We start from the raw sequence: 23,286 nt of genomic DNA, 5'->3' as shown, positions 1-23,286 counted from the left end.
CGTCCCCGAACCGCAGGCGCAAAGCAACTCACCGCACCTCGATGAAGTCCCCGGCCTCCCTCGGCGCCCTCTCCCGCGGAGCCTCCGCGGCCGTCCCCACCGCAACCGCCCCCATCGGATCCCACTCGGCCGGCAGCGCGAGCGCATCCCGCACCACATCCCGGCAGAACATCGTCGACGAGACCCACGCCGACCCCAGCTGCTCCCCGGCCAGCGCGACCAGGAAGTTCTGCACCGCGGCCCCCGCCGCGACCACGAACATCTCGCGCTCGGCCGCGTCCCGCCGCGCGTCCCCGTACGTGTGCGACCCGTCCATCACGAGGCAGGGCACGACCAGGTACGGCGCGTTCCGCAGCACGTCACCGCGCCGCACCCGCTTCGCGATCGACTCCTCCGACTTGCCGTCCTTCCTCAGGTCGGCGATCCACGCGTCCCGCATCGCGTCCAGCAGCCGGACGCGCGCCTCGGCAGACTCCAGCAGCACGAACCGCCACGGTGTCGTGTGATGCGGCGCCGGCGCGGTCACCGCCGCGGCGACCGCGCGCCGTACCGCCCCGGGGTCGACGGGGTCGTCGGTGAACGCCCGCACCGTCCGCCGCAGCCGCACCGCCTCCCGGACCGCCTCGGACGTCCCGAGCCGGAACATGTCGCTGCCCGCGTCCCGGACCAGCGCCCGCGCACCGTCCCCGTCGTCACCGGCGTCGGCCACCACGTGCGCGAGGCCCCGCACCACGGCGACCGGCATCCCCGTCGCCTTGCCCTTGACCAGGTCACCGGCGGCGGCCAGTTCGTCGGCCGTGGCGACGACCGTGGCGACCAGCGGGTTGCCGTGCGCGTCCACGCCTCCGCGCAGATCGTCCAGCACCTCCACGCCGGCGGCGCCGATGGTGACGTCCGTGAGCCCCGAGCGCCAGGGTCGCCCGAAGGTGTCCGTGACGACGACGCCCACGTTGACGCCGAGGGCGTCCCGCAGGCCCGCGCGGACGGCACGCGCCGAGGCGTCGGGATCCTCGGGCAGCAACAGCACGGTCCCGGCCGGGGTGTTGGACGCGTCCACGCCCGCCGCGGCCATCACCAGGCCCTGCCGGTTCTCCACGATCCGCAGGGTCCCGCGCCGGGCCACCACCCGCACGGTCTCGGCGTCGATCGCCGCCTCCCGGTCGGCCGCCTCGACGATCCGCCCCTCGGCCTTGGAGACGATCTTGGACGTGACGATCACCACGTCCCCGTCGGCCAGCCCCGGCTCGGCCGCGGCGATCAGCTTCGCCAGGTCGTCGCCCTGCTGGACCTCGGGGATCCCGGGCAGCGCCCACACCCGGTAGGCGGGCACCGCGTCGGCCGTGCCGGCGGTATCGGCCGTGCCGGTCGTGCCCGTCGTGTCGGTCGCGTCGGTCATGCCGCGCGCACCTCCTCGGCCAGCGCCAGGGCCTCCCGGGCCATCTGCGCGGCCGCGTCCAGGTCGGTCATCATCAGCGGTACGGCCCGGCAGCGGATGCCGGCCGCCTCCACGCGCGCGACGCTGCCCGCGTCCACGGAGTCGACGAGCCAGCCGTCCAGCAGGCCCGAGCCGTAGTGCTCGGCGACCGCCGCCGCCGTCGACTCCACGCCCACCGCCGCGAGCACCTTGTCGGCCATCCCGCGCACCGGCGCGTCCCCGACGATGGGGGAGAGGCCCACCACCGGCACCCCGGCGTCCGCGATCGCCTCCCGGATGCCGGGGACCGCGAGGATCGTGCCGACGGAGACCACCGGGTTGGACGGCGGGAAGAGGATCACGTCTGCGGCGGCGATCGCCTCCAGGACGCCGGGCGCCGGCTTGGACTGCTCGGCGCCGACCGGGACGACCGCCTCGGCGGGGACGCCGGCCCGCAGCCGTACCCAGTACTCCTGGAAGTGCACTGCCTTGCGCTCGCCGTCGACCTCTACGGCCACATGGGTCTCGACCCGGTCGTCGGTCATCGGGATCAGCTTCACGCCCGGCTTCCAGCGGTCGCACAGCGCCTCGGTCACCGCGCTCAGCGGGTAACCGGCACCCAGCATCTGGGTGCGCACGACGTGCGTCGCGAAGTCCCGGTCGCCGAGCCCGAACCAGTCCGGCCCCACCCCGTAGGCGGCGAGTTCCTCCTTGAGGCGGAAGGTCTCGTCCGCCCGCCCCCAGCCCTGCTCCTCGTCGATGCCGCCACCGAGCGTGTACATCACCGTGTCGAGGTCCGGGCAGACCTTCAGCCCGAAGAGGTGGATGTCGTCCCCGGTGTTGCCGATGACGGTCACGTCGGCGTCCGGCACGGCCTGCTTCAGACCGCGCAGGAACCGGGCACCGCCGATACCGCCTGCCAGAACCACAATGCGCATGGGCCAAGTCTTGCAGGCGGGTCGGACAACGCGTCACGCAGTCACGGGACGGGCCTCGCAGGCCGCGGCGGCCGCCGTGTGCATGGGCATCTCGGTCAGGCCCGGGTAGTAGACGTGCAGGCTCACCGCCGGCTCCAGCGCGTCGTTCACGACCTCGTGCACGTACCCCGGCGCGAACACCCGTTGCGCGCCGGCGCCCAACGCGCGCGTGCCGCGCCCGGTGCGTTCGGTGAGCGTGCCCTCCAGGACGGTCAGCACCCCGGAGGAGCGGCCGTGGTCGTGCAGTCCGCTGCCCTGCCCAGGCACCCAGGACAGCAGCCACACCTCGTAGCCGGGGCCGGTGCGCAGCCGGTGGTACCAGCGGCTGGTCGCGTCGTACTCGACGAGGTGCTCCCACTGCGCGCGGTCGGCGGCGATCGCGCGGGCCAGGCCGACGAACTCGGCCACCGTGACCGGGTGCTCGCGCGGGGGCTGCAGCAGGTGCTGGACTTCGAGGATGTCGCCGGCGATCTGGAGGTCGTTGTCGCTGTTCATGGGGGTGCGGTGGTTCCTCAGTGAAGAAGGTCAGCGGGGAACGAAAAGCGAAAACCGAGTCCGGGGGACTCGGTCTGCGGCTGGAGCGGGAGCGGTCGGATACGACTACGACTACGGCTCAACAGCTGCGACAGCAACAGCTACAGCGAGCGCGGGCAGCACCGTGGGACCCGGCGGTGCCGGTCGAGGTGAATGCCAAGTTCGCGAGCATGCCCACAAGGACATCGGTTCACACCTCCCGTGTCAACTCGACGCCCGGTATGTGGGACACGGTTCACCTCATCCGGTTCACCTCGCTGCCGAAAGGTTTGTTCAGACGGCACCCGGGACACATGGCGCACAACCGGGCACGCGAGCCGCTTCGGAACGCGATCGAACATCTGGGCGTCCTTCTCCGTACAAGCTCTGTATGGGGTCGGAGGCCCCGGACGGGGCCTCGTCTGCATGTCAAGGTTTATGCCGATTTGAACACTTTCCGCACGGCCTTGGTTCCGCAGAGTGAATAACGGGCCCAATAGCAGATCTCGGCTTGACTCGCCCGGAGCAGCACACTTGTAATTTCACTCGTGTCGTTCAGCCGAAATCGGTAACGGCCACGCACGGGGACGTGAAAGACAGACGAGGGGCGCACATGACCGAGCTGGTGCAGCAACTGCTGGTCGACGACGCGGACGAGGAACTCGGCTGGCAGGAGCGCGCGCTGTGCGCCCAGACCGACCCCGAGTCCTTCTTCCCCGAGAAGGGCGGCTCCACCAGAGAGGCCAAGAAGGTCTGCCTCGCCTGCGAGGTGCGCTCCGAGTGCCTTGAGTACGCCCTCGCCAACGACGAGCGGTTCGGTATCTGGGGCGGACTCTCCGAGCGGGAGCGCCGCCGCCTCAAGAAGGCCGCCGTCTGACCCGCGGGGGCTGCCGTCCGAAGCGGGCGTCCACACAACGCACACATCTGAGCTGCGCGAACGGCCCGTCGCCGGTGGGTTATCCACAGGCGGCGGGCCGTCGACATGCCCAGCCGATAGTGTGGTCGCTCGTCCGAGACGCCTCGCCGCCACCAGCGGGCGCAGGAGTCCACCGCAGTCCATCGAACCGGGGCCCGTACCTCGATGTCCGTGCACAGCCACACGGCAGCCCAAGACACTGCTGCCACACCAGAGTTTCCGCGTCATGTGGTGACCGCGGTGCTCGTCTCCCACGACGGCGCCCGCTGGCTGCCCGACGCGCTCGCCGGGCTGCTCGGCCAGGAGCGCCCCGTCCAGTACGCGGTCGCGGCCGACACCGGCAGCGCGGACGACTCCGCCCAGCAGCTCACCGCGTCCCTCGGCGACGCCAACGTCCTGCACCTCGCCCGCCGCACCGGCTTCGGCCAGGCCGTCGAGGAGGCGAGCCGCACCGCGCCCGTCCTCACCCCGGACGACCTGCCGTACCTGAAGCGGCCCAGCGGCTGGGACCCGGTCACCCGCCAGTGGCGCGACGACGCCTACGACATGCCCGAGCTGCCGCACGGCGAACCGGTCCAGTGGCTGTGGCTGCTGCACGACGACTGCGCCCCGGAACCCGACGCCCTGGCCCAGCTGCTCCGCGTCGTCGACAACGAGCTGGAGCTGGGCCGCGACGACGTGGCGGTCGTCGGCCCCAAGCTGCGCGGCTGGTACGACCGCCGGCAGCTCCTGGAGGTCGGCGTCACCATCGCCAACTCCGGCCGCCGCTGGACCGGCCTGGACCGCCGCGAGCAGGACCAGGGCCAGCACGACCACGTACGGCCCGTGCTCTCCGTCTCCACCGCCGGCATGCTGATCCGCCGCGACGTCTTCGAGGAGCTCGGCGGCTTCGACCGCCGGCTGCCCCTGATGCGCGACGACGTCGACCTGTGCTGGCGCGCGCACAACGCGGGACACCGCGTCCTGGTCGCCCCCGAGGCCGTCGTACGGCACGCCGAGGCAGCCTCCCGCGAGCGCCGCGCCGTCGACTGCGCCGGCCGCACCGCCACCTCCCCGCACAAGGTCGACAAGGCCGGCGCGATCTACACCCTGCTGGTCAACGCCCGCACGGCGGCGCTGCCCTGGATCCTGCTCCGCCTGGTCCTCGGCACCCTGCTGCGCACCGTCGCCTACCTCGTCGGCAAGGTCCCCGGACAGGCCCTCGACGAGATCCGCGGCCTGCTGGGCACCCTGCTGCGGCCCGAGCGGATCATCGCCGGGCGGCGCAGGCGCGGCCGCTCCCAGCTCGACAAGGGCGAGCTGCGCCCCCTGTTCCCGCCGCCCGGCGCCACCGTCCGGGCCACCGTCGAACAGGTCGCGGGCAACCTCTTCGGTACCGACGACGAGGTCTCCGCGGCCGGCCGGCACGGCGGCGCGGTCGAGTCCGGGCCCGGCGGCGACGACGCCGACTTCCTGGAGATCGAGCAGTTCGCCCGCCTCAAGCGCATCGCCCGCAAACCGGGCCCGGTGCTCTTCCTGGTGCTGCTGCTGATCTCGCTGGCCGCCTGCCGCGCCCTGCTCGGCTCCGGCGCCCTCGCGGGCGGCGCCCTGCTGCCCGCCCCGGGCAGCGCGAGCGAGCTGTGGTCGCGCTACCTGGACGCCTGGCACGCGGTCGGCGCCGGCGGCACCCCCGCCGCGCCGCCGTACCTCGCGATCGTCGCCTCGTTCGCCTCCCTGCTGTTCGGCTCGACCGGGCTCGCCGTGACGGTGCTCCTGGTCGCCTCGGTCCCGCTGGCCGGGTTCACCGCCTACTTCGCCTCCCGCCCGCTGGTCACCTCGCGCCTGCTGCGCGCCTGGGCGGCCATCGCCTACGCCTTCCTGCCCGCCGCCACCGGCGCGCTCGCGGGCGGCCGCATCGGCACCGCCGTCCTCGCGATCCTGCTGCCGCTGATCGCCCGCGCGGGCATCGCGGCCGGCGGCCTCGCGCACTCCTCCGGAGCACGCGGCAGCTGGCGCGCCACCTGGGCGTACGCGCTGCTGCTGACCGTCACCACCGCGTTCACCCCGATCGTCTGGCCGATCGCCCTGGTCCTCGGCCTCGCCGTGCTCGCCGTGCGCCGCGCCGACCTGGTCGCCTCCGGCCTGCGGCTGCTGGTCCAGCTAGGCACCCCGCTGCTGGTCCTCGCCCCCTGGTCGCTGACCCTGCTGCCGACCGGCTTCTTCAAGGAGGCCGGGCTGGAGTACGGCTCCTCGGCCGCCTCCGCGCTCGACCTGCTCGGCGCCAGCCCGGGCGGCCCCGGCACCGTCGACGGGCTGCTGCTCATCGGTGTCGTCCTGGCCGCGCTCGGCGCCCTGCTGCGCTCCGAGCGCCAGTCCGCGGTCCGTACCGCCTGGGCGGTCGCCCTGGTCGGCCTGGTCTTCGCGGTCCTGTCCAACAAGTCCACGTGGGCCGGCCCCGCGACCCTCGTCTACGGCATCGCGATCCTGTCCGCCGCCGCGCTCGGCGCCGACGGGGCCCGCTCGCGGGTCGCCGAGCAGAGCTTCGGCTGGCGCCAGCCGGTGGCCGCCCTGATCGCCTTCGCCGCCGCCGCGGGTCCGCTGCTGCTCGCCGCCGGCTGGATGATCGCGGGCGCCGACGGCCCGGTCGAACGCCGCGACCCCACCCAGGTGCCGGCCTTCGTCGCCGAGGACAGCACCACCACCGACCAGGTCCGCACCCTCGTCCTCGACAGCGACAGCACCGCGCGCGTGACCTACATGCTGGTACGCGGCTCCGGCGCCCGCATGGGCGACGCCGAGGTGGCCGCCGCCGACGGCGAGAACGCCCAGCTCGACAAGGTCGTCGCCAACCTTGTCGCCGGCTCCGGCGCCGACCAGGCCGACCAGCTCGGCGGGTTCGCGGTGCGCTACGTCCTGGTCCACAAGGGCGCGCCGCGTGACATCACGCGCGTGCTCGACGCCACCCCCGGCCTGTCCCGGCTCAGCCAGCAGAACGGCGGCGCCCTGTGGCGCGTCGACCAGCAGGTCTCCCGCGCGACCATCGTCTCCGCGAACGGCTCCGGCACCCCCGACTCCGTCGCCGCCGGACCGGTCGACATCCACACCACCGTCCCGACCGGTGCCGACGGCCGCATCCTGCGCCTGGCCGACTCGGCCTCCCCGGGCTGGACGGCCACCCTGGACGGCAAGCCGCTCACCCGCACCACCGTCGACGGCTGGGCCCAGGGCTTCGAACTCCCGTCCTCCGGCGGGAAGCTGGACGTCACCTACGACACCCCGTTCACCCACACCGCCTGGCTGTGGGTCCAGGGCGCGCTCGCCGTCGTCCTGGTCGTCCTCGCCCTGCCCGGCCGCCGCCGTGACGTCGACGACGACCTCCCCGAGGAGCAGCCGGTCCCCGCCCAGGCCGCCGACGGCGAGGGCCGCCGCGCCCGCCGCCTGCGCGCCCAGGCGGAGGCCGAGGAGGAGCTCCCGGAGTTCCCGGAGTCCCAGGAGACCTCGGAGGACGCCGACTTCCCGCCGGAGGCCCCGGCGGAGGAGCCCCGGGCCGCGGTCCCGCACCAGCAGTCGTACGACGAATGGGACCCCGCCTCCTACCCGCAGACCGACGGCTACGACGCCGGCTACGCCGACCAGTACCAGGGCGCCGGCACCGGCCAGTACCAGACCGGCGGCTACGACCAGCAGACGTACGACCCCTACCAGAACGGCCAGTACGACCCGTACGCCTACGGCGGTCAGCAGGGGCAGACGGCCTACGACCCGACGTACCAGCAGGGCTACGACCCCGCCTACGACCCCGCCTATGACCCGGCCGCCCAGCAGCACCGCGGCACCGGCGGCGAGCACCACGACGGGAGCCAGCAGTGAACCGCACCACCCTGTCCCTGCTCGCCGGCACGGCCGCCCTCGCGGCGGTCACCGGGTTCGCCGAGCTCAGCCCGCCGGCCGCCACCCCCGCGCACACCGCCGAGGCGGCCGCCCAGCTGCCCGTGGAGCGCACCACCCTGCTGTGCCCGGCGCCCAGCCTGTCCGACATCGCGGACACCTCGTACACGTCGTTCACGCCCGTCACCCAGGGCACCACGAGCGACGGCAAGGCCGCGCTCCAGGCCGCCACCGAGCAGTCGGCGGACGGGACGGGCAGCGGCGGCGGCAAGAAGAAGGCCGCCAAGCCCGTCCTCACCCCCAAGACGCCCGGCACGCCGGCCACCGGGGACACCTCCGGCGCCGACGGGCCCGCCTACGTCGGCACCGCCGAGGGCAAGTACGCCCCCGGCTGGACGGTCCAGGAGACCACCGAGGTCGCCGCGGGCACCGGGCGCGGCCTCCAGGGGGTCAACTGCACGCCGGCCGACACCGACTTCTGGTTCCCCGGCGCCAGCACCGCCGCGAGCCGTACCGACTACGTGCACCTCACCAACCCCGACGACGGCGCCGCCGTGGTCGACATCGAGCTGTACGGCAAGGACGGCCAGCTCAAGTCCACGGTGGGGGAGGGCATCACGGTCCAGCCGCACGCGAGTGAGCCGGTCCTGCTGTCCACGCTCACCGACGAGCGGCAGACCGACCTGACCGTCCACGTGAGCGTGCGCAGCGGCCGGGTCGGCGCGAGTGTGCAGGCCCTGGACGACAAGACCGGCGGCGACTGGCTGGCCGCCTCCGCGGACCCGGCGGGCAGCCTGGTGCTGCCCGGCATCCCCAAGGACGCCACCGACGTCCGGCTGATCGCCTTCACCACCGGCGACAGCGACGCGGACCTGAAGGTGCGCCTCGCCTCCCCGGACGGCACGATCACCCCCGCCGGCAACGAGACGCTGCACGTGAAGTCGGGCATGACCACCGCGACCGACCTCGGCGACGTCACGCGCGGCGAGGCGGGTTCGCTGATCCTCACGCCCACCGACCAGTCCGTCCCGGTGGTGGCCGCCCTGCGCGTCACTCGCGGCAAGGGCGCCAACCAGGAGACCGCCTACATCCCGGCGACCGCACCGGTCGGCACGCGCGCGACGTCCGCCGACAACAGCGGCAAGGGCACCACCCTCTCCCTGACCGCGCCCACCGCGACCGCCCAGGTCAAGGTCACGGCGTCGGCGGGCAGCGGCGGCGGCACGGCGGTCTCCAAGACGTTCACGATCAAGTCCGGCACCACCCAGAACGTCGACGCCCCGGTCCCGTCCGGTCTCAAGGGCACCTACGCCCTGACCGTGGAGACGGTCTCCGGCGGCCCGGTCTACGGCGCCCGTACCCTCGCGGCCACCGAGGAGGGCGTCCCGGGCTTCACGATCCAGACCCTCCCGGACGACCGCGGCACGGTGGCCGTACCGCAGGCGGACCAGGACGTGTCGGTGCTGCAGAAGTAGGCGCGAGGTCGCCGGGTGGGCTCAGTGGGTGGGCTCAGTCCTCGCCGTACCGGGGATCGACCGTCTCCGGGGTGAGGCCGAGCAGCTCGGCGACCTGCTCCACGACGACCTCGTGCACCAGCGCGGCCCGCTCGTCGCGCCCCTTGGTGCGGATCTCGACCGGCCGCCGGTAGACGACCACCCGCGCCCGGCGTCCCTCGCGCGCGGGAATGATGCCGCCCAGCGGCACCGCCTCCTCGTCCCAGCTCTCGCCGTGCCGGTCCTGGAGCCGCGGTACTTCGAGCACCAGGAAATCGATGTCGGCGAGCTGCGGCCAGCGCCGCTCCAGGCGCTCCACGGAGTCCTGCACCAGGTCCGCGAACACGTCGGCGCGGCTCGCGGCCAGCGGCACCTGAGGCGGCGCGATCGGCCCGCGCATGCCCCGACCGTGGCGATCGCGTCGACGGGGCCCGGTGCCGGCGGCAGGGGGCGGTACACGGTTGTCCATCACTGGTGAAGCGTAGTCCTCGCGGGCTCCGGCCGCGCCGGTCCACGCACCGACACCGCCCTGGAGGGCATGTCGCAGGATGACCATTCCGGCCAAGGTTGGGCTCGTTTCCGTATCTCCACGAGACCGGCGAACTCAAGGCAATTGACGGTGTTTGTACCGACTCGTGACCGGATGAGGTACCGGCCGTGACCCCGGACGATCCGTTTCGTGCAGGTCAGCAGGGCGTGTCGGGAGGGGTGTGTGGGGCGTTTCACAGTACGACACGGTGGAGTGACCTGGGGGAGAGTCGTCGCGGCCCGCTCAAGAGTGCGGTACCGTCCAACATCGTGAGCCCTGTACGTCGCTGTTCGCGAACCGCCTGCGGCCGACCCGCCGTCGCGACGCTGACGTACGTCTACGCCGACTCGACCGCGGTCCTCGGCCCGCTCGCCACCTACGCCGAACCCCACTGCTACGACCTGTGCGCCCAGCACTCCGAGCGCCTCACCGCCCCGCGCGGCTGGGAGGTCGTCCGGCTCCTCGACGGCTCCGCCCCCGCGCGTCCGAGCGGGGACGACCTGGAGGCGCTGGCGAACGCGGTGCGCGAGGCGGCCCGCCCCCAGGAGCGGGCGGCCGAGGCGGGCGGCGGCGGCCGCGGCGCGGACCCGATGGAGGTCGCCCGGCGCGGCCATCTGCGGGTACTGCGCTCACCGGACAACTGACGTCTGCCGGGCCCCCTTCCGCTCCGCACCGCCGCTTTCCACGCCATCGCTTTCCCTGTGTGTGACGCGGCTGCGTTCCGCGGTGCACACCCATTGACGCGCGCTTGTCGCGGACACGACCATTCCGGATGACCGTCGGCGGGAAATCGCTTTCCGCATGCCGGAATCCGGGGAGGCGCCCGTGTACGTCCAGGAACTGGAACCCGTCGCCGGCTCGCTCGGCCTGTCCGCCCTGGTGGCCGCCCTGCCGCTGCTGATCGTCCTGGTCCTGCTCGGCGGGGTCCGCATGAAAGCCCATCTGGCGGGCCTGAGCGGCCTTCTCGCTGCCGTACTCGTCGCGAGGCTCGCCTACCGCATGCCGCTGGACCAGACCGTCTCCAGCGCCGCCCAAGGCGCCGCGTTCGGCCTGTTCCCCATCCTGTGGATCGTCGTCAACGCCCTGTGGGTGTACCGGATGACGGTCCGTACCCGCCATTTCGACGTCCTGCGTCGCTCGTTCGGGCGACTCTCCGACGACCCGCGCATCCAGGCCCTCGTGGTCGCCTTCTGCTTCGGCGCCCTCCTTGAGGCCCTCGCCGGCTTCGGCGCCCCGGTCGCGATCTGCTCGGTGATGCTCGTCGCCCTCGGCTTCGACCCGGTCCGCGCGGCCGTCGTCTCCCTGGTCGCCAACACCGCGCCGGTGGCCTTCGGCGCGATGGGCACCCCGGTGGTGACGCTCGCCCAGGTCACCGGTCTGCCCCTGGACTCGGTCGCCTCCGTCGTCGGCCGCCAGACCCCGCTCCTCGCCCTGGTGGTGCCCCTGGCGCTGGTCGGCCTGGTCGACGGCGTACGCGGGCTCCGAGAGACCTGGGTACCGGCCCTGGCATGCGGAGTCGCCTTCGCCGCCGCCCAGTTCGCCGCCTCCAACTACGTCTCCGCCCAACTCGCCGACATCTGCGCCGCCCTGGCCGGCACGGCCGCCCTGCTCGCCGTACCGCACGCGCGCGTGCCGGCGGCCGACGAGGTCCGCGCGGCCGTCCTCACCGGCGCCCGCGGCGCGGACCTGGACGAGCACGACGAACGGCCTCAAGTCCTGCGCGCCTACGCCCCGTACGCCCTGATCATCACGGTCTTCTCGATCGCCCAGATCCCGCCGGTCAAGGACTGGCTGGCGAAGGCGAACCGCGTCTACGACTGGCCCTTCCTGGACGTCGTCAACCCGAAGGGCGAACCGGTCGGAGGAAATCTCTTCACCTGGCCGGTCGTCTCCACGGGCGGCACGCTGGTCCTGTTCGCCGGCATCGCCACGGCGGCCGTCCTGCGCGTGCACGCGCGCGTGGCGATCGCGGAATGGGCGGCGACCGTACGCGAGTTGAGGTTCGCGATCCTCACCGTGACATCCGTCCTCGCCCTCGCCTACGTCATGAACCTCTCCGGACAGGCGGCCACGATCGGCCACTTCGTGGCGGCGGCAGGCGCGGGTCTGGCCTTCCTCTCCCCGGTCCTCGGCTGGTTCGGCGTCGCCGTCTCCGGCTCCGACACCTCGGCCAACGCGCTCTTCGGAGCCCTCCAGGTGAGCGCCGCCCACGAGTCGGGTCTCTCGCCGGAACTCCTGGCGGCCGCCAACAGCTCCGGCGGCGTGCTCGGCAAGATGGTCTCCCCGCAGAACCTCACGATCGCCTGCGCGGCGGTGGGCCTGGCGGGCCGCGAGGGCGACCTGCTGCGCAGGGTGCTGCCGTGGAGCCTCGGCCTGCTGCTGGTGATGTGCCTCATCGTGGTGGCGCAGAGCGGTCCGGTGCTGGGCTGGATGCTGCCGTGAGCCGGGGCGGGGCCGGGCGAGCGGGTCCGGCCCCGCCAGGACCGCTCGGCGGCACCGCGTGCAAGCGGAGGGGAGGACACCGGGCCCGTGCACGACCGGGACACGCGCCCGTACCCGGCCGCGCTAGCCCAGGACCGCCCACAGCCGCCCACACCCGACGGGGGTCGACCGCGATCGACCGGGATCGACCGGGGGCGACCGCACTCGACCTGGGCGGATCGCCGCAGATCACAGCCAGGAGTCCGCCACGCATCCGCTGGGGGGATCCGGCGTCGGGCCCTTACCCGGGGCAGGTACTTTGGGGCGACCGAGAGGATTCCAGGAGGGCTGGCCTGTGGCTGCTGCAGCTGATCTGTCGCAGATCGTGAAGGCGTACGACGTGCGCGGAGTGGTTCCGGACCAGTGGGACGAGGGACTCGCCGAACTGTTCGGCGCCGCGTTCGTCCAGGTGACCGGCGCCGCCGCGATCGTCGTCGGCCACGACATGCGGCCCTCCTCGCCCGCCCTGTCCCGCGCCTTCGGACGCGGTGCGGCGGCCCGGGGCGTCGACGTCACCGAGATCGGCCTGTGCTCGACCGACCAGCTGTACTACGCCTCGGGCGCCCTCGGCCTGCCCGGTGCCATGTTCACGGCCTCGCACAACCCCGCGCAGTACAACGGCATCAAGATGTGCCGCGCGGGAGCCGCACCGGTGGGCCAGGACACGGGCCTGACGGAGATCCGGGAGCTGGCCGAGCGCTGGTTGCAGGAGGGCGCCCCCGAGCCGGCCGCCACGCCGGGAACGATCACCACGCGCGAGACGTTGTCGGACTACGCGGCCCACCTGTGCTCACTCGTGGACCTGACCTCCATCCGCCCGCTGAAGGTCGTCGTCGACGCGGGCAACGGCATGGGCGGCCACACGGTCCCGACGGTCTTCGAAGGCCTGCCGCTGACCCTGGTCCCGATGTACTTCGAGCTGGACGGCACCTTCCCGAACCACGAGGCCAACCCGCTCGACCCCGCCAACATCGTGGATCTCCAGCAGCGCGTGCGCGCCGAGTCGGCCGACCTCGGCCTGGCCTTCGACGGCGACGCGGACCGCTGCTTCGTCGTGGACGAGCGCGGCGAGCCGGTCTCCCCGTCGGCGATCACGGCCCTCGTGGCCGCGCGCGAACTGGCGAAGAACGGCGGCAAGGGCACGGTCATCCACAACCTGATCACGTCCTGGACCGTCCCCGAGGTGGTCCGGGAGAACGGCGGCACCCCGGTCCGCACCCGGGTCGGCCACTCCTTCATCAAGGCCGAGATGGCGAGGTCCGGCGCGATCTTCGGCGGCGAGCACTCGGCCCACTACTACTTCAAGGACTTCTGGAACGCCGACACCGGCATGCTGGCGGCCCTGCACGTCCTCGCCGCCCTCGGCGGCCAGTCCGCCCCCCTCTCCTCGCTGGTCGCCCAGTACGACCGCTACACCGGCTCCGGCGAGATCAACTCCACGGTCGCCGACCAGCAGGCCAGCCTCACCGCGATCCGCGCGGCCTACGGCGACCGCGACGACGTCACCCTCGACGACCTCGACGGCCTCACCGTCACCGCCGCCGACTGGTGGTTCAACGTCCGCCCCTCCAACACGGAACCGCTGCTCCGCCTGAACGCGGAGGCAAGGGACGAGGCGACGATGACGAAGATCCGCGACGAGGTACTGACCATCATCAGGGCCTGACCAGACTCCTCGCCTGCCTCGTCTCTCGGGGGATGCGGGTGGGGTGGGGGTTCCGGGGGTCTGCGGGGGACCCGGGCCGCTCGGCGCGGCGCGTACTTGTCGGGGGATTCCGAGTCGCCTCGCCCCGCCCTCGCTTCTCAAGCGACCGAGTCGGGTGGTGGGTGGGCGAAGGTGCGGGTGGGCGAAAGCGTGGGGGACGAAGGCTTCGGGGGTCCAAGGGGCGGAGCCCCCTGGGCGGTCGCTTCGGCCGACGGTCGGCCGGGACCCACGGCCAGCCCAACCCACCCCACCGGCGGTAACCTGACCGCACGCGAACATCCACCCCCGAAGGGAAACCCCATGCCGCTCGAAGCCGGCCTCCTGGAGATCCTCGCCTGCCCGGCCTGCCACGCCACCCTCAAGGAGCAGGACGCCGAGCTGATCTGCACCGGTCAGGACTGCGGCCTGGCGTACCCCGTCCGCGACGGCATCCCCGTCCTCCTCGTCGACGAGGCCCGCCGCCCGGCGTAAGCAGCAGCCCCCACAACCGCGAAACATCAGGACCCCGGCAACCGGAGGCCGCTCCATGCTCGACGAAACGCTGCTCGACACCCCGGAGGGCCTCGCCGAGGCCGACCGCCGAGGTCTGCTGCGCGGCGCGGCAGAGGCCGGCGCCCGTGTCCGTACGGCAGCCCGGCACGCCACCGAGGCCGGTGTCCAGGAGCTGAAGCCGGACGGCCGCCCGCGCGCCGTCCTGATCGCGGGCCCCGGCGTCGCCGCCACCCACGCCGCCGACCTCCTCGGCACGCTGGCCGGCCCCGGCAGCCCCGTCACCCGCCTGGCCCCCACCGGCGTCGCCCCGGCGGCCGGCGCCCTGCGCTGGGAGCTCCCCGGCTGGGCCGGCTCCGTCGACCTGCTGCTGATCGCCACCCCGGACGGCACCGAACCCAGCCTCTCCCTCCTCGCCGACCAGGCCTACCGGCGCGGCTGCTCGGTCGCCGCCGTAGCCCCCGCCGGCACCCCGCTCGAAGAGGCGGTGGCCGGCGCCCACGGCCTGTTCATGCCGATGGCGACGGCCCCGTACGACCACGGCGAGCCGCTCGCCGGCTCCTCCCCGGGCGTCCTGTGGGCGCTGCTCACCCCGCTGCTCGCGCTCCTCGACCGCATCGGCCTGCTCACCGCCCCGCCGGACGCGCTGGAGAAGGTCGCCGACCGCCTCGACCACATCGCCGAGCGCTGCGGCCCGGCCATCGTGACCTACAGCAACCCCGCCAAGACCCTCGCCGCGGAACTCGCCGACGCGCTCCCGGTGGTCTGGACGGAAGGCGAGTCGGCAGGCCCGGCCGGCCGCCGCTTCGCCGCGGCCCTCGCCGAGCTGGCCGGCCGCCCCGCCCTGGTCGCCGAACTCCCCGAGGCACTGGCCGCCCACACCGCCCTGCTGGCCGGCCCGCTCGCCGCCAGCGCCGACCCCGACGACTTCTTCCGCGACCGCGTGGACGAGCCGCCCGCGCTGCACGCGCGCGTGGTGCTGCTCCGTGACCGCCCCATCGGCGGCCTCACCGCCGCACCCGCCGCCCGTGACCTCGCCCTCAGCCATGACACCCCGATCAGCGAGCTGGAGCCCGAGGCGGGCGACGAACTGGAGACCCTGGCGGAACTGATCGCCGTCACGGATTTCGCCGCCGTTTACCTGACGCTCGCTTCGAGGGCCTGAGGTGGACACCGGCACCGGACCCGCCGCACGAAGGACGACCTGAGGGCCGTACCGAAGGCGAACCGGTAGGGGAACGTACGGTGAACACGGCCGTCGCGCACCCTCGTACGCCCTCGTACGCCCTCGTACGGACCCGTACGGCGGCGCACCCTGTGCCTCCGTGCCCGCCCCGCGCCCCCGCGCAACCCCGTCCGCCCCCGCCCGCAGAGAGAACCGCAGAGAGAAGTCATGGATCTCCTCGACAACACCATCCGCCCCTACGCCTGGGGTTCCCCGACCGCCATCCCCGAACTGCTCGGGGCCGAGCCGAGCGGCGAGCCGCAGGCGGAGATGTGGATGGGCGCGCACCCGGGCGCCCCCTCGCGCACCGCGCGCGGAACGCTCGTCGAGGTCATCGACGCGGACCCGAAGGCCGAACTGGGCGAGGAGGCCGTGGCCAGGTTCGGCCCGCGGCTGCCCTTCCTGCTCAAGATCCTCGCCGCCGGCGCCCCCCTCTCCCTCCAGGTGCACCCCAACCTGGAGCAGGCCAGGGAGGGGTACGAGGACGAGGAGCGGCGCGGCATCCCGGTCGACGCCCCGGACCGCAACTACAAGGACGCCAACCACAAGCCCGAACTGATCTGCGCGCTCACCGAGTTCGACGGCCTGTGCGGCTTCCGCGACCCGGAGCGGACGGCAGAACTCCTCGACGGCCTCGGCGTGGACTCCCTCAAGCCGTACGTCGACCTGCTGCGTGCCCACCCCGAGGACGCGGCCCTGCGCGAGGTCCTCACCGCGATCCTCAGCGCCGACCGCGAGGAGATGGCCCGCACGGTCGCGGAGACCACGGCCGCCTGCACCCGCCTCGGCGGCGACTACCTGCCCTACGCCGACATCGCCCACCACTACCCGGGCGACCCCGGCGTGATCGCCGCCATGCTCCTCAACCACGTCCGCCTGCAGCCCGGCGAGGCCCTCTTCCTCGGCGCCGGCATCCCGCACGCCTACCTCAACGGCCTCGGCGTCGAGATCATGGCCAACTCCGACAACGTCCTGCGCTGCGGCCTGACCCCCAAGCACGTCGACGTCCCCGAACTCCTGCGCATCGTCCGCTTCGAGGCGGGCGACGCCGGTGTACTGCGTCCCGAGGCGGCCCCGGACGGCGAGGAGGTCTACGAGACGCCGATCGACGAGTTCCGGCTCTCCCGGTACGTCCTGCCCGAGGGCACCGCGGCCCACGACCTGACCCTGCCCACCCCGCAGATACTGCTCTGCACGGCCGGTGCGGTGCGCGTCGGCGAGTACGACCTGGCTCCCGGCCGTTCGGTGTTCGTCCCCGCCGGCGAGAAGGCGGAGGTGTCGGGCGCGGGCACGGTCTTCCGTGCCACGGTGATCGTCTGAGGGGGTCCGTATCTCCCGCCGAGGGGGCTGCAAGAATGACCCACCGGCAAAGCACGGGCAAAGACGAGTACCGGCGTAGACGGACGACGGCGAGAACGAGAAGGGACACCGCGGACACATGAGCGCGTCAGGCGGCACCAGGGCGATCGTGGCGGCACTCGGCGCCAACCTCGCGATCGCGGTATCGAAGTTCGTGGCGTTCGCGTTCAGCGGCTCCTCGTCGATGCTCGCCGAGGGCGTCCACTCGCTCGCCGACTCCGGCAACCAGTTCCTGCTGCTCATCGGCGGCAAGAAGGCCCAGCGCGAGGCGACCCCGCAACACCCCTTCGGCTACGGCCGCGAGCGGTACATCTACGCCTTCCTCGTCTCGATCGTCCTCTTCTCCGTCGGTGGCATGTTCGCCATCTACGAGGGCTACGAGAAGATCAGCCACCCGCACGAGGTGGAGCACTGGTACTGGCCGGTGGGCGTGCTCCTCTTCGCGATCATCGCCGAGGGCTTCTCCTTCCGGACGGCCATCAAGGAGTCCAACGAACTGCGCGGCAAGCTGTCCTGGTCCCAGTTCATCCGCCGCGCCAAGGCTCCCGAGCTGCCGGTCGTCCTCCTTGAGGACTTCGGCGCACTCATCGGCCTGGTCCTCGCCCTCCTCGGCGTCGGCCTCGCCCTGATCACCGGCGACGGCGTCTGGGACGGCATCGGCACGGTCTGCATCGGCGTCCTGCTCGTCATGATCGCCCTGGTCCTGGCCGCCGAGACCAAGTCCCTCCTGCTCGGCGAGGCCGCCGGCGTCGAGGAGGTCAAGAAGATCGAGGCCGCGATCGTCGACGGCGACACCGTCACCGGCATCATCCACATGCGCACGCTCCATCTCGGCCCCGAGGAACTCCTCGTCGCCGCCAAGATCGCCGTCCAGCACGACGACACGGCCGCCCAGGTCGCCAGGGCCATCAACGAGGCCGAGGCCCGCATCCGCACCGCGGTCCCCATCGCCCGCGTGATCTACCTGGAACCCGACATCTACAGCGAGGCAGAGGCCGCCAAGGGCCCCGACCCGGCAGCCACCCCGGGCGGCCCGACCCCCCACCCCGCCGGCCACTGACCCCCTCGAACGGCGTGATCTGTTCGGAGGCGGACTGGGGACGGCCCGCTCCTCCGGTGTAGCTTGGGACGGAGCCAGACGTCGCTGCTGATGGCGGTCGGGCGGTCCCCCTGCGGACCGTCCGAGGGAGAGAGGGCCTCCGACGGACTGCGCTGCGCGCACGCGGGCATGCCTGTGTCCTCTTCTCGGGCACCCGGTGTCCGCCGCCGCGCAGACCAGCCGTACCCACCCTCGACCCAACCCGAGGAGCAGCTCGCAATGACGACTGTCGACAACCGACAGGACTTCAAGGTCGCCGACCTCTCCCTGGCCGAGTTCGGCCGCAAGGAGATCACCCTCGCCGAGCACGAGATGCCCGGCCTGATGTCCATCCGCAAGGAGTACGCCGACGCCCAGCCCCTGGCCGGCGCCCGCGTCACCGGCTCCCTGCACATGACCGTGCAGACCGCCGTCCTGATCGAGACCCTGGTCGCGCTCGGCGCACAGGTCCGCTGGGCGTCCTGCAACATCTTCTCCACCCAGGACCACGCGGCCGCCGCCATCGCCGTCGGCCCGAACGGCACGCCCGACAACCCGCAGGGCGTCCCGGTCTTCGCCTGGAAGGGCGAGACCCTGGAGGAGTACTGGTGGTGCACCGAGCAGGCGCTGACCTGGCCGGACAGCCCCACCGGCGGCCCCAACATGATCCTCGACGACGGCGGTGACGCCACCCTCCTCGTCCACAAGGGCGTCGAGTACGAGAAGGACGGCAAGGTCCCCGGCCTGGAGACCGCCGAGTCCGACGAGCACCGCGTCATCCTCGAACTCCTGCACCGCACCATCACGGACGGCTCGCAGAAGTGGACCCAGCTCGCCTCCGAGATCCGCGGCGTGACCGAGGAGACCACGACCGGCGTCCACCGCCTGTACGAGATGCAGCGCGACGGCGTCCTCCTCTTCCCGGCGATCAACGTCAACGACGCCGTCACCAAGTCGAAGTTCGACAACAAGTACGGCTGCCGCCACTCGCTGATCGACGGCATCAACCGCGCCACCGACGTCCTGATCGGCGGCAAGACCGCGGTCGTCTGCGGCTACGGCGACGTGGGCAAGGGCTGCGCGGAGTCCCTGCGCGGACAGGGCGCCCGCGTGATCGTCACCGAGATCGACCCGATCTGCGCCCTGCAGGCGGCGATGGACGGCTACCAGGTCACGACCCTCGACGAGGTCATCGACAAGGCCGACATCTTCGTCACCACGACGGGCAACAAGGACATCATCATGGCCTCGGACATGGCCAAGATGAAGCACCAGGCCATCGTCGGCAACATCGGCCACTTCGACAACGAGATCGACATGGCCGGCCTCGCCAAGGTCCCCGGCATCGTCAAGGACGAGGTCAAGCCGCAGGTCCACACCTGGAAGTTCCCCGACGGCAAGGTGATCATCGTCCTCTCCGAGGGCCGCCTGCTGAACCTGGGCAACGCCACCGGCCACCCCTCGTTCGTGATGTCCAACTCCTTCGCGGACCAGACCCTGGCCCAGATCGAGCTGTTCACCAAGCCGGACGAGTACCCGGTCGGCGTCTACACGCTGCCCAAGCACCTCGACGAGAAGGTCGCCCGCCTGCACCTGGACTCGCTCGGCGTGAAGCTGACGACGCTCCGCCCCGAGCAGGCCTCGTACATCGGCGTGGAGGTCGAGGGTCCGTACAAGTCGGACCACTACCGCTACTGAGCCCGAGACCCGCCCACCGGGAAGCGCACCCGTGCACCGATGCGCTCTCCCGGCGGCAGGTCCTCCGGTCCGCCGAGGCAGGCCCCCGCACCCCCGTGCCGGGGGCCTGCCCCTTTGGTCCGTCGACCGCCCGCGCGGCCGTACCGCAGGTCCGAGCGCCGGACCCACGCCCCGTCAAGCCCCAGGACTCCGATGCCCCGCGGCCGCTATTCGCTCCACGATCCGCACGATCACACCCCCCTCGGCGAGGAACACTTCCAGTGCGCCCCCGGTCCGTCCGGCTGGCGATACGTCTCCCAAGTGACCACCCCCTCCGGTGACCACGGCGGCTCCGTCGATCTCGCCCTCGACGAACTCGGCCGCCCGATCCGCATGGAACTCCACGCCGGGGGCTGGCAGGTCCGTGGTGCCGCCCTCGACGGCGTCACCTGGGTCCGTACGGACCCCACCGGCACCCATGCCACCGAAGGCAATGTGCGCGCCCACGCCTTCACCGGCACGTCCCCCGCGTTCCTTGTCGCCACCGCCCGTCTCCTGCGCCTCACCCCCTCATCCACCGCGACCCGCGTACGCCTCGTGGCCTTCACGGATCCCGTGCTCGCCCCCCGCACCGTGGACCAGTCCTGGGCCTTGCTGAGAAGAGAAACACACGCCACTGACAACGGCCCTCTGACCGTGGACGAGTACCAGGTCACAGCCCTGGACACCGGAGAACAGCACCCCGTCCACCTCGCCGGCGACGTGGTCCTGGCAGCCCCCGGGATCGAGTTGGAGGACCTGCGGTCACCGCCGTCGTTCTTCACCGACCCCGAGGACTGAACAGCAGGCCCCGCGAACCGGACCCTGCCTAGGCCGGCGGCACGAACCCGGTGGCCGGCCGCTCGGCCGGCGCTGCGGGAGGAACCGCCGCTGGGGGAGACAGGGGCGCAGCAGGCGGTGGCGGGACAGCTGCAGCCCTGGGCGCAGGTGCGAGGGAGGGGTGCGCCCCGGGTACCGGAGGCGCGTACGCGGTGGGGATGGCGGGGATACCCGGGGACTGAGCAACCTGGTCGGCGAAGGCCCGCCGGGTTTCCCGGGCCTGCCGCTCCTGCACGACGGCCGCCAGATACGCGGCCGGCGGGATGTCCGGAGGCGCCGGAGTACCCGTCCGCGAAGCGAGATCGCCCGCGAGCTGCACGGCCATCGCCCACGAGACCTGCGGATCGAGCTGCTGCATCCGCGTCAGGTACTGCCGTACAGCCAGCCACAGCGCGTCCGGAACTGCCGACAGGTCCAGCTCGGTGAAACGCCCCGCCAGCCAGGGCGGGGGCGGCGGAACGAAACGGGCCTGCCCGACGGGCACCCGCTCCCGCACGACCAGGGTCCCCGCGAACACGTCCCCGAGCCGCCGTCCACGTGCCGAGACCAGCGAGGCGATACAAGCGACGACCCCGAACGTCATCAGGATCTCGACCACGCCGAGAGCGCCCCGCACCAGCGCATGACGGAACCGGATGGGCCCGCCGTCGTCCCGCACGACCCGCAGTCCACACGCCATCTTCCCCAGCGAGCGCCCATGGCTCAGCGTCTCCACCGCGATCGGCGCACCGACCAGCACCAGCAGGAAGGCCGCGATCGTCAGGGCGATCTGCGCGGCGTCGTCGAGCGAGGCCGTGGCCGCCGCAAGGCCGATCGAAACACCGATGTAGACGGTGAAGGCCACGATCAGGTCGAGCAGCACGGCGAGTGCCCTGCTGGGCAGCCTCGCGGGACGCAGTTCGAGCGCCACCGCCTCGCCCGTCACCAGCTCACTCACGCCCGCCGCCTTCCCCTGGTCTGCCCTGTACACCGCAAGTCTGCCAAGCTGAGCACGCATCGCGCCGCAGTACGACAAGCTGACAGCTGCGACATTGCTACACCAGGCAGTCGACGACCAGCCGAGGAGCAGGCAGACCCGATGGACCTCGACGTCTTCGTCTCCGCACACCGAGCAGAGTGGGACCGCCTCGACGCGCTCCTGCGCCGCCAGCGACGCCTCAACGGAGCCGAGGCCGACGAACTCGTCACGCTCTACCAGCGCACCGCGACCCATCTCTCCCTGATCCAGTCCAGCGCTCCCGATCCACAGCTCACCGGACGTCTCAGCCAACTTGTGGCACGCGCGCGCAGTGCCGTGACAGGCACTCGCCGCGCCTCCTGGCGCGATGTCGCCCGCTTCCTCGGACAGGGATTCCCGGCCGCCGTCTACCGCTCCCGCCACTGGTGGGTCCCCACCGCGCTCGTGTCCACCGCCGTCGCGATCGTCCTGGGCTGGTGGATCGGCGCCCACCCGGACGTGCAGTCGACCATCGCGGCCCCGAGTCAGCTCCGCGAGCTGACCCGCCCCGGCGGCGAGTACGAGACCTACTACTCAAGCCATCCCGCGGCTTCCTTCGCGGCCCAGGTGTGGACCAACAACGCCAGGGCCGCCGCGATGTGCCTGGTCCTGGGCGTCTTTCTCGGTCTCCCGGTCCTCTGGATCCTCTTCGAGAACATGCTGAACCTGGGCGTCGGCTTCGGCCTGATGTCCTCGGCCGGCCGCCTCGACACCTTCCTGGGATTGGTCCTCCCGCACGGGCTGCTGGAGCTCACCGCGGTCTTCGTGGCCGCGGGAACCGGACTCCGCCTCGGCTGGACCCTCATAGATCCGGGCCCACGCAGCCGTCGTACAGCCCTGGCAGAAGAAGGACGCGCCGCCGTCGGCATGGCGATCGGCCTGGCTCTCGTCCTGTTCGTGTCCGGCGCCATCGAAGGTTTCGTCACCCCGTCGGGCCTGCCGACCTGGGCGCGAATAGCCATCGGAGTGGCGGCTGAGCTGGCCTTCCTGGCCTACGTCTTCATCGTCGGCGGCCGTGCCGCTCGTGCCGGTGAGACGGGCGACCTCGACGAGACCGAGCGCAGCGCGCTCGTCCCCACGGCCGCCTGATGTGCGGAGACCTCCTGTGAGCTGCTAGTCTCCTCTTCGCCCCGGAAGACCCGTTGACACGGGTTGGACGAGGAGGTAGATTCAAACAGTTGCCTAGAACTGGACAGGTTCAGGGCTGATCGTTAGAATCGATCTGCTTCACAACGGAGAGTTCTCTCCGAGACATTGAAGCCACCCCCGATTTACTCAGAAATGAGTGGCTGGTCAGACCGGCCAAGAACTTCTGATAAAGTCGGACTCGCCGAAAGAGAGCCGGAAGGCAATCGAAAAGGCAAAGGCCCTCCAACGGCCACCGGAAATGAATTCCGACCGGAAACGGAACGGAAAACGGATCTGGTAAGGTTGGAAACACCGAAGGGAAGCCCGGAGGAAAGCCCGAGAGGGTGAGTACAAAGGAAGCGACCGTTCCTTGAGAACTCAACAGCGTGCCAAAAGTCAACGCCAGATATGTTGATACCCCGTCTCCGGCCGTCATGGCTGGGGCGAGGTTCCTTTGAAGAAAAACACAGCGAGGACGCTGTGAACGGTCGGATCATTCCTCCGACTGTTCCGCTCTCGTGTGTGTGCACCGGATTACCGGTAAACATTCACGGAGAGT

At 72.0% G+C, this 23,286-nt stretch carries 18 protein-coding genes; 13 read left to right on the top strand and 5 right to left on the bottom strand.

The genetic code is table 11. The features are described 5' to 3' along the window. Positions 1 to 28: 28 nt before the first annotated feature. From ACFZB3_RS16585 to ACFZB3_RS16575, 3 genes are read right to left on the bottom strand one after another with little or no spacing between them, the layout of a single operon-like run. Entirely contained in the window at positions 29 to 1,396 is a 1,368-nt protein-coding gene (locus ACFZB3_RS16585) for a coenzyme F420-0:L-glutamate ligase (protein ID WP_391375901.1), read from the bottom strand. Beyond that, positions 1,393 to 2,352 carry a 2-phospho-L-lactate transferase gene (gene cofD, locus ACFZB3_RS16580; protein WP_391375898.1) on the bottom strand — a complete coding sequence of 320 codons (960 nt, stop codon included), beginning with the start codon at positions 2,350 to 2,352 and terminating at the stop codon, positions 1,393 to 1,395. Before cofD ends, ACFZB3_RS16585 begins: the two co-directional genes overlap by 4 nt. Positions 2,353 to 2,385: 33 nt before the next feature. Next, the gene (locus ACFZB3_RS16575; protein ID WP_391375895.1) at positions 2,386 to 2,886 is read right to left on the bottom strand and encodes a cupin domain-containing protein; all 501 of its coding nucleotides are present in this window, start codon (positions 2,884 to 2,886) and stop codon (positions 2,386 to 2,388) included. A gap of 631 nt (positions 2,887 to 3,517) precedes the next feature. Here ACFZB3_RS16575 and ACFZB3_RS16570 point away from each other — a divergent pair. The 3 genes from ACFZB3_RS16570 to ACFZB3_RS16560 all read left to right on the top strand — a co-directional run bounded on the left by ACFZB3_RS16570 (position 3,518) and on the right by ACFZB3_RS16560 (position 9,162). Further along, a complete protein-coding gene (locus tag ACFZB3_RS16570) occupies positions 3,518 to 3,781 on the top strand; it encodes a WhiB family transcriptional regulator (RefSeq protein ID WP_003975777.1) in 264 nt (87 codons plus the stop codon). A 204-nt stretch (positions 3,782 to 3,985) separates the two neighbouring features. Then, positions 3,986 to 7,669, top strand: coding sequence for a glycosyltransferase (locus ACFZB3_RS16565; protein WP_391375892.1), 3,684 nt, complete (start codon positions 3,986 to 3,988; stop codon positions 7,667 to 7,669). Further along, positions 7,666 to 9,162: a DUF5719 family protein gene (locus ACFZB3_RS16560; protein ID WP_391375889.1), complete on the top strand. Its 1,497-nt coding sequence runs from the start codon at positions 7,666 to 7,668 to the stop codon at positions 9,160 to 9,162. The genes ACFZB3_RS16565 and ACFZB3_RS16560 overlap by 4 nt, the downstream gene beginning before the upstream one ends. A gap of 34 nt (positions 9,163 to 9,196) precedes the next feature. Here the strand turns inward: ACFZB3_RS16560 and ACFZB3_RS16555 are convergent, their stop codons facing one another. Beyond that, positions 9,197 to 9,649, bottom strand: a complete 453-nt coding sequence (locus ACFZB3_RS16555; RefSeq protein ID WP_391376924.1) for a metallopeptidase family protein — start codon at positions 9,647 to 9,649, stop codon at positions 9,197 to 9,199. A 329-nt stretch (positions 9,650 to 9,978) separates the two neighbouring features. On the opposite strand from ACFZB3_RS16555, the gene ACFZB3_RS16550 reads away from it, so the two are divergent. The 9 genes from ACFZB3_RS16550 to ACFZB3_RS16510 all read left to right on the top strand — a co-directional run bounded on the left by ACFZB3_RS16550 (position 9,979) and on the right by ACFZB3_RS16510 (position 20,563). Then, positions 9,979 to 10,353, top strand: a complete 375-nt coding sequence (locus ACFZB3_RS16550; RefSeq protein WP_391375886.1) for a DUF3499 family protein — start codon at positions 9,979 to 9,981, stop codon at positions 10,351 to 10,353. Positions 10,354 to 10,534: 181 nt separating this feature from the next. Beyond that, positions 10,535 to 12,151, top strand: a complete 1,617-nt coding sequence (locus ACFZB3_RS16545) for a lactate permease LctP family transporter (RefSeq protein ID WP_391376923.1) — start codon at positions 10,535 to 10,537, stop codon at positions 12,149 to 12,151. A gap of 334 nt (positions 12,152 to 12,485) precedes the next feature. After that, entirely contained in the window at positions 12,486 to 13,856 is a 1,371-nt protein-coding gene (locus ACFZB3_RS16540; protein WP_391375884.1) for a phosphomannomutase/phosphoglucomutase, read from the top strand. A 339-nt stretch (positions 13,857 to 14,195) separates the two neighbouring features. Next, positions 14,196 to 14,366, top strand: coding sequence for a Trm112 family protein (locus ACFZB3_RS16535; protein WP_293993735.1), 171 nt, complete (start codon positions 14,196 to 14,198; stop codon positions 14,364 to 14,366). A gap of 55 nt (positions 14,367 to 14,421) precedes the next feature. Next, positions 14,422 to 15,549: an SIS domain-containing protein gene (locus tag ACFZB3_RS16530; RefSeq protein WP_391375881.1), complete on the top strand. Its 1,128-nt coding sequence runs from the start codon at positions 14,422 to 14,424 to the stop codon at positions 15,547 to 15,549. 228 nt (positions 15,550 to 15,777) lie between these two features. After that, on the top strand, positions 15,778 to 16,929 hold the full coding sequence (gene manA / locus ACFZB3_RS16525; protein ID WP_391375878.1) for a mannose-6-phosphate isomerase, class I: 1,152 nt from the start codon (positions 15,778 to 15,780) through the stop codon (positions 16,927 to 16,929). A gap of 118 nt (positions 16,930 to 17,047) precedes the next feature. Continuing rightward, positions 17,048 to 18,028, top strand: a complete 981-nt coding sequence (locus ACFZB3_RS16520; RefSeq protein ID WP_391375876.1) for a cation diffusion facilitator family transporter — start codon at positions 17,048 to 17,050, stop codon at positions 18,026 to 18,028. 258 nt (positions 18,029 to 18,286) lie between these two features. After that, positions 18,287 to 19,744, top strand: coding sequence for an adenosylhomocysteinase (gene ahcY / locus ACFZB3_RS16515; RefSeq protein WP_391375873.1), 1,458 nt, complete (start codon positions 18,287 to 18,289; stop codon positions 19,742 to 19,744). Positions 19,745 to 19,936: 192 nt separating this feature from the next. After that, positions 19,937 to 20,563: a hypothetical protein gene (locus ACFZB3_RS16510; protein WP_391375870.1), complete on the top strand. Its 627-nt coding sequence runs from the start codon at positions 19,937 to 19,939 to the stop codon at positions 20,561 to 20,563. A 28-nt stretch (positions 20,564 to 20,591) separates the two neighbouring features. On the opposite strand, the gene ACFZB3_RS16505 is transcribed toward ACFZB3_RS16510, so the two are convergent. Then, positions 20,592 to 21,539, bottom strand: coding sequence for an RDD family protein (locus ACFZB3_RS16505; RefSeq protein ID WP_391375868.1), 948 nt, complete (start codon positions 21,537 to 21,539; stop codon positions 20,592 to 20,594). Between the two features lie 141 nt (positions 21,540 to 21,680). On the opposite strand from ACFZB3_RS16505, the gene ACFZB3_RS16500 reads away from it, so the two are divergent. Then, positions 21,681 to 22,688, top strand: a complete 1,008-nt coding sequence (locus tag ACFZB3_RS16500; protein WP_391375865.1) for a stage II sporulation protein M — start codon at positions 21,681 to 21,683, stop codon at positions 22,686 to 22,688. The last annotated feature ends 598 nt before the right edge of the window (positions 22,689 to 23,286 follow it).

The sequence above is a fragment of the Streptomyces sp. NPDC008092 genome (assembly GCF_042957285.1).
Lineage (GTDB): Bacteria > Actinomycetota > Actinomycetes > Streptomycetales > Streptomycetaceae > Streptomyces.
This window is presented reverse-complemented; position numbering and strand designations above follow the sequence as displayed.

Bases quoted from the DNA above. Each gene is read 5' to 3' on its own strand.
- ACFZB3_RS16530 (WP_391375881.1), top strand. From the start codon at position 14,422: ATGCTCGACGAAACGCTGCTCGACACCCCGGAGGGCCTCGCCGAGGCC.
- ACFZB3_RS16575 (WP_391375895.1), bottom strand. From the start codon at position 2,886: ATGAACAGCGACAACGACCTCCAGATCGCCGGCGACATCCTCGAAGTC.
- ACFZB3_RS16535 (WP_293993735.1), top strand. From the start codon at position 14,196: ATGCCGCTCGAAGCCGGCCTCCTGGAGATCCTCGCCTGCCCGGCCTGC.
- ahcY (WP_391375873.1), top strand. From the start codon at position 18,287: ATGACGACTGTCGACAACCGACAGGACTTCAAGGTCGCCGACCTCTCC.
- cofD (WP_391375898.1), bottom strand. From the start codon at position 2,352: ATGCGCATTGTGGTTCTGGCAGGCGGTATCGGCGGTGCCCGGTTCCTG.
- ACFZB3_RS16585 (WP_391375901.1), bottom strand. From the start codon at position 1,396: ATGACCGACGCGACCGACACGACGGGCACGACCGGCACGGCCGATACC.
- ACFZB3_RS16500 (WP_391375865.1), top strand. From the start codon at position 21,681: ATGGACCTCGACGTCTTCGTCTCCGCACACCGAGCAGAGTGGGACCGC.
- ACFZB3_RS16510 (WP_391375870.1), top strand. From the start codon at position 19,937: ATGCCCCGCGGCCGCTATTCGCTCCACGATCCGCACGATCACACCCCC.
- ACFZB3_RS16565 (WP_391375892.1), top strand. From the start codon at position 3,986: ATGTCCGTGCACAGCCACACGGCAGCCCAAGACACTGCTGCCACACCA.
- ACFZB3_RS16570 (WP_003975777.1), top strand. From the start codon at position 3,518: ATGACCGAGCTGGTGCAGCAACTGCTGGTCGACGACGCGGACGAGGAA.
- ACFZB3_RS16520 (WP_391375876.1), top strand. From the start codon at position 17,048: ATGAGCGCGTCAGGCGGCACCAGGGCGATCGTGGCGGCACTCGGCGCC.
- manA (WP_391375878.1), top strand. From the start codon at position 15,778: ATGGATCTCCTCGACAACACCATCCGCCCCTACGCCTGGGGTTCCCCG.
- ACFZB3_RS16555 (WP_391376924.1), bottom strand. From the start codon at position 9,649: ATGGACAACCGTGTACCGCCCCCTGCCGCCGGCACCGGGCCCCGTCGA.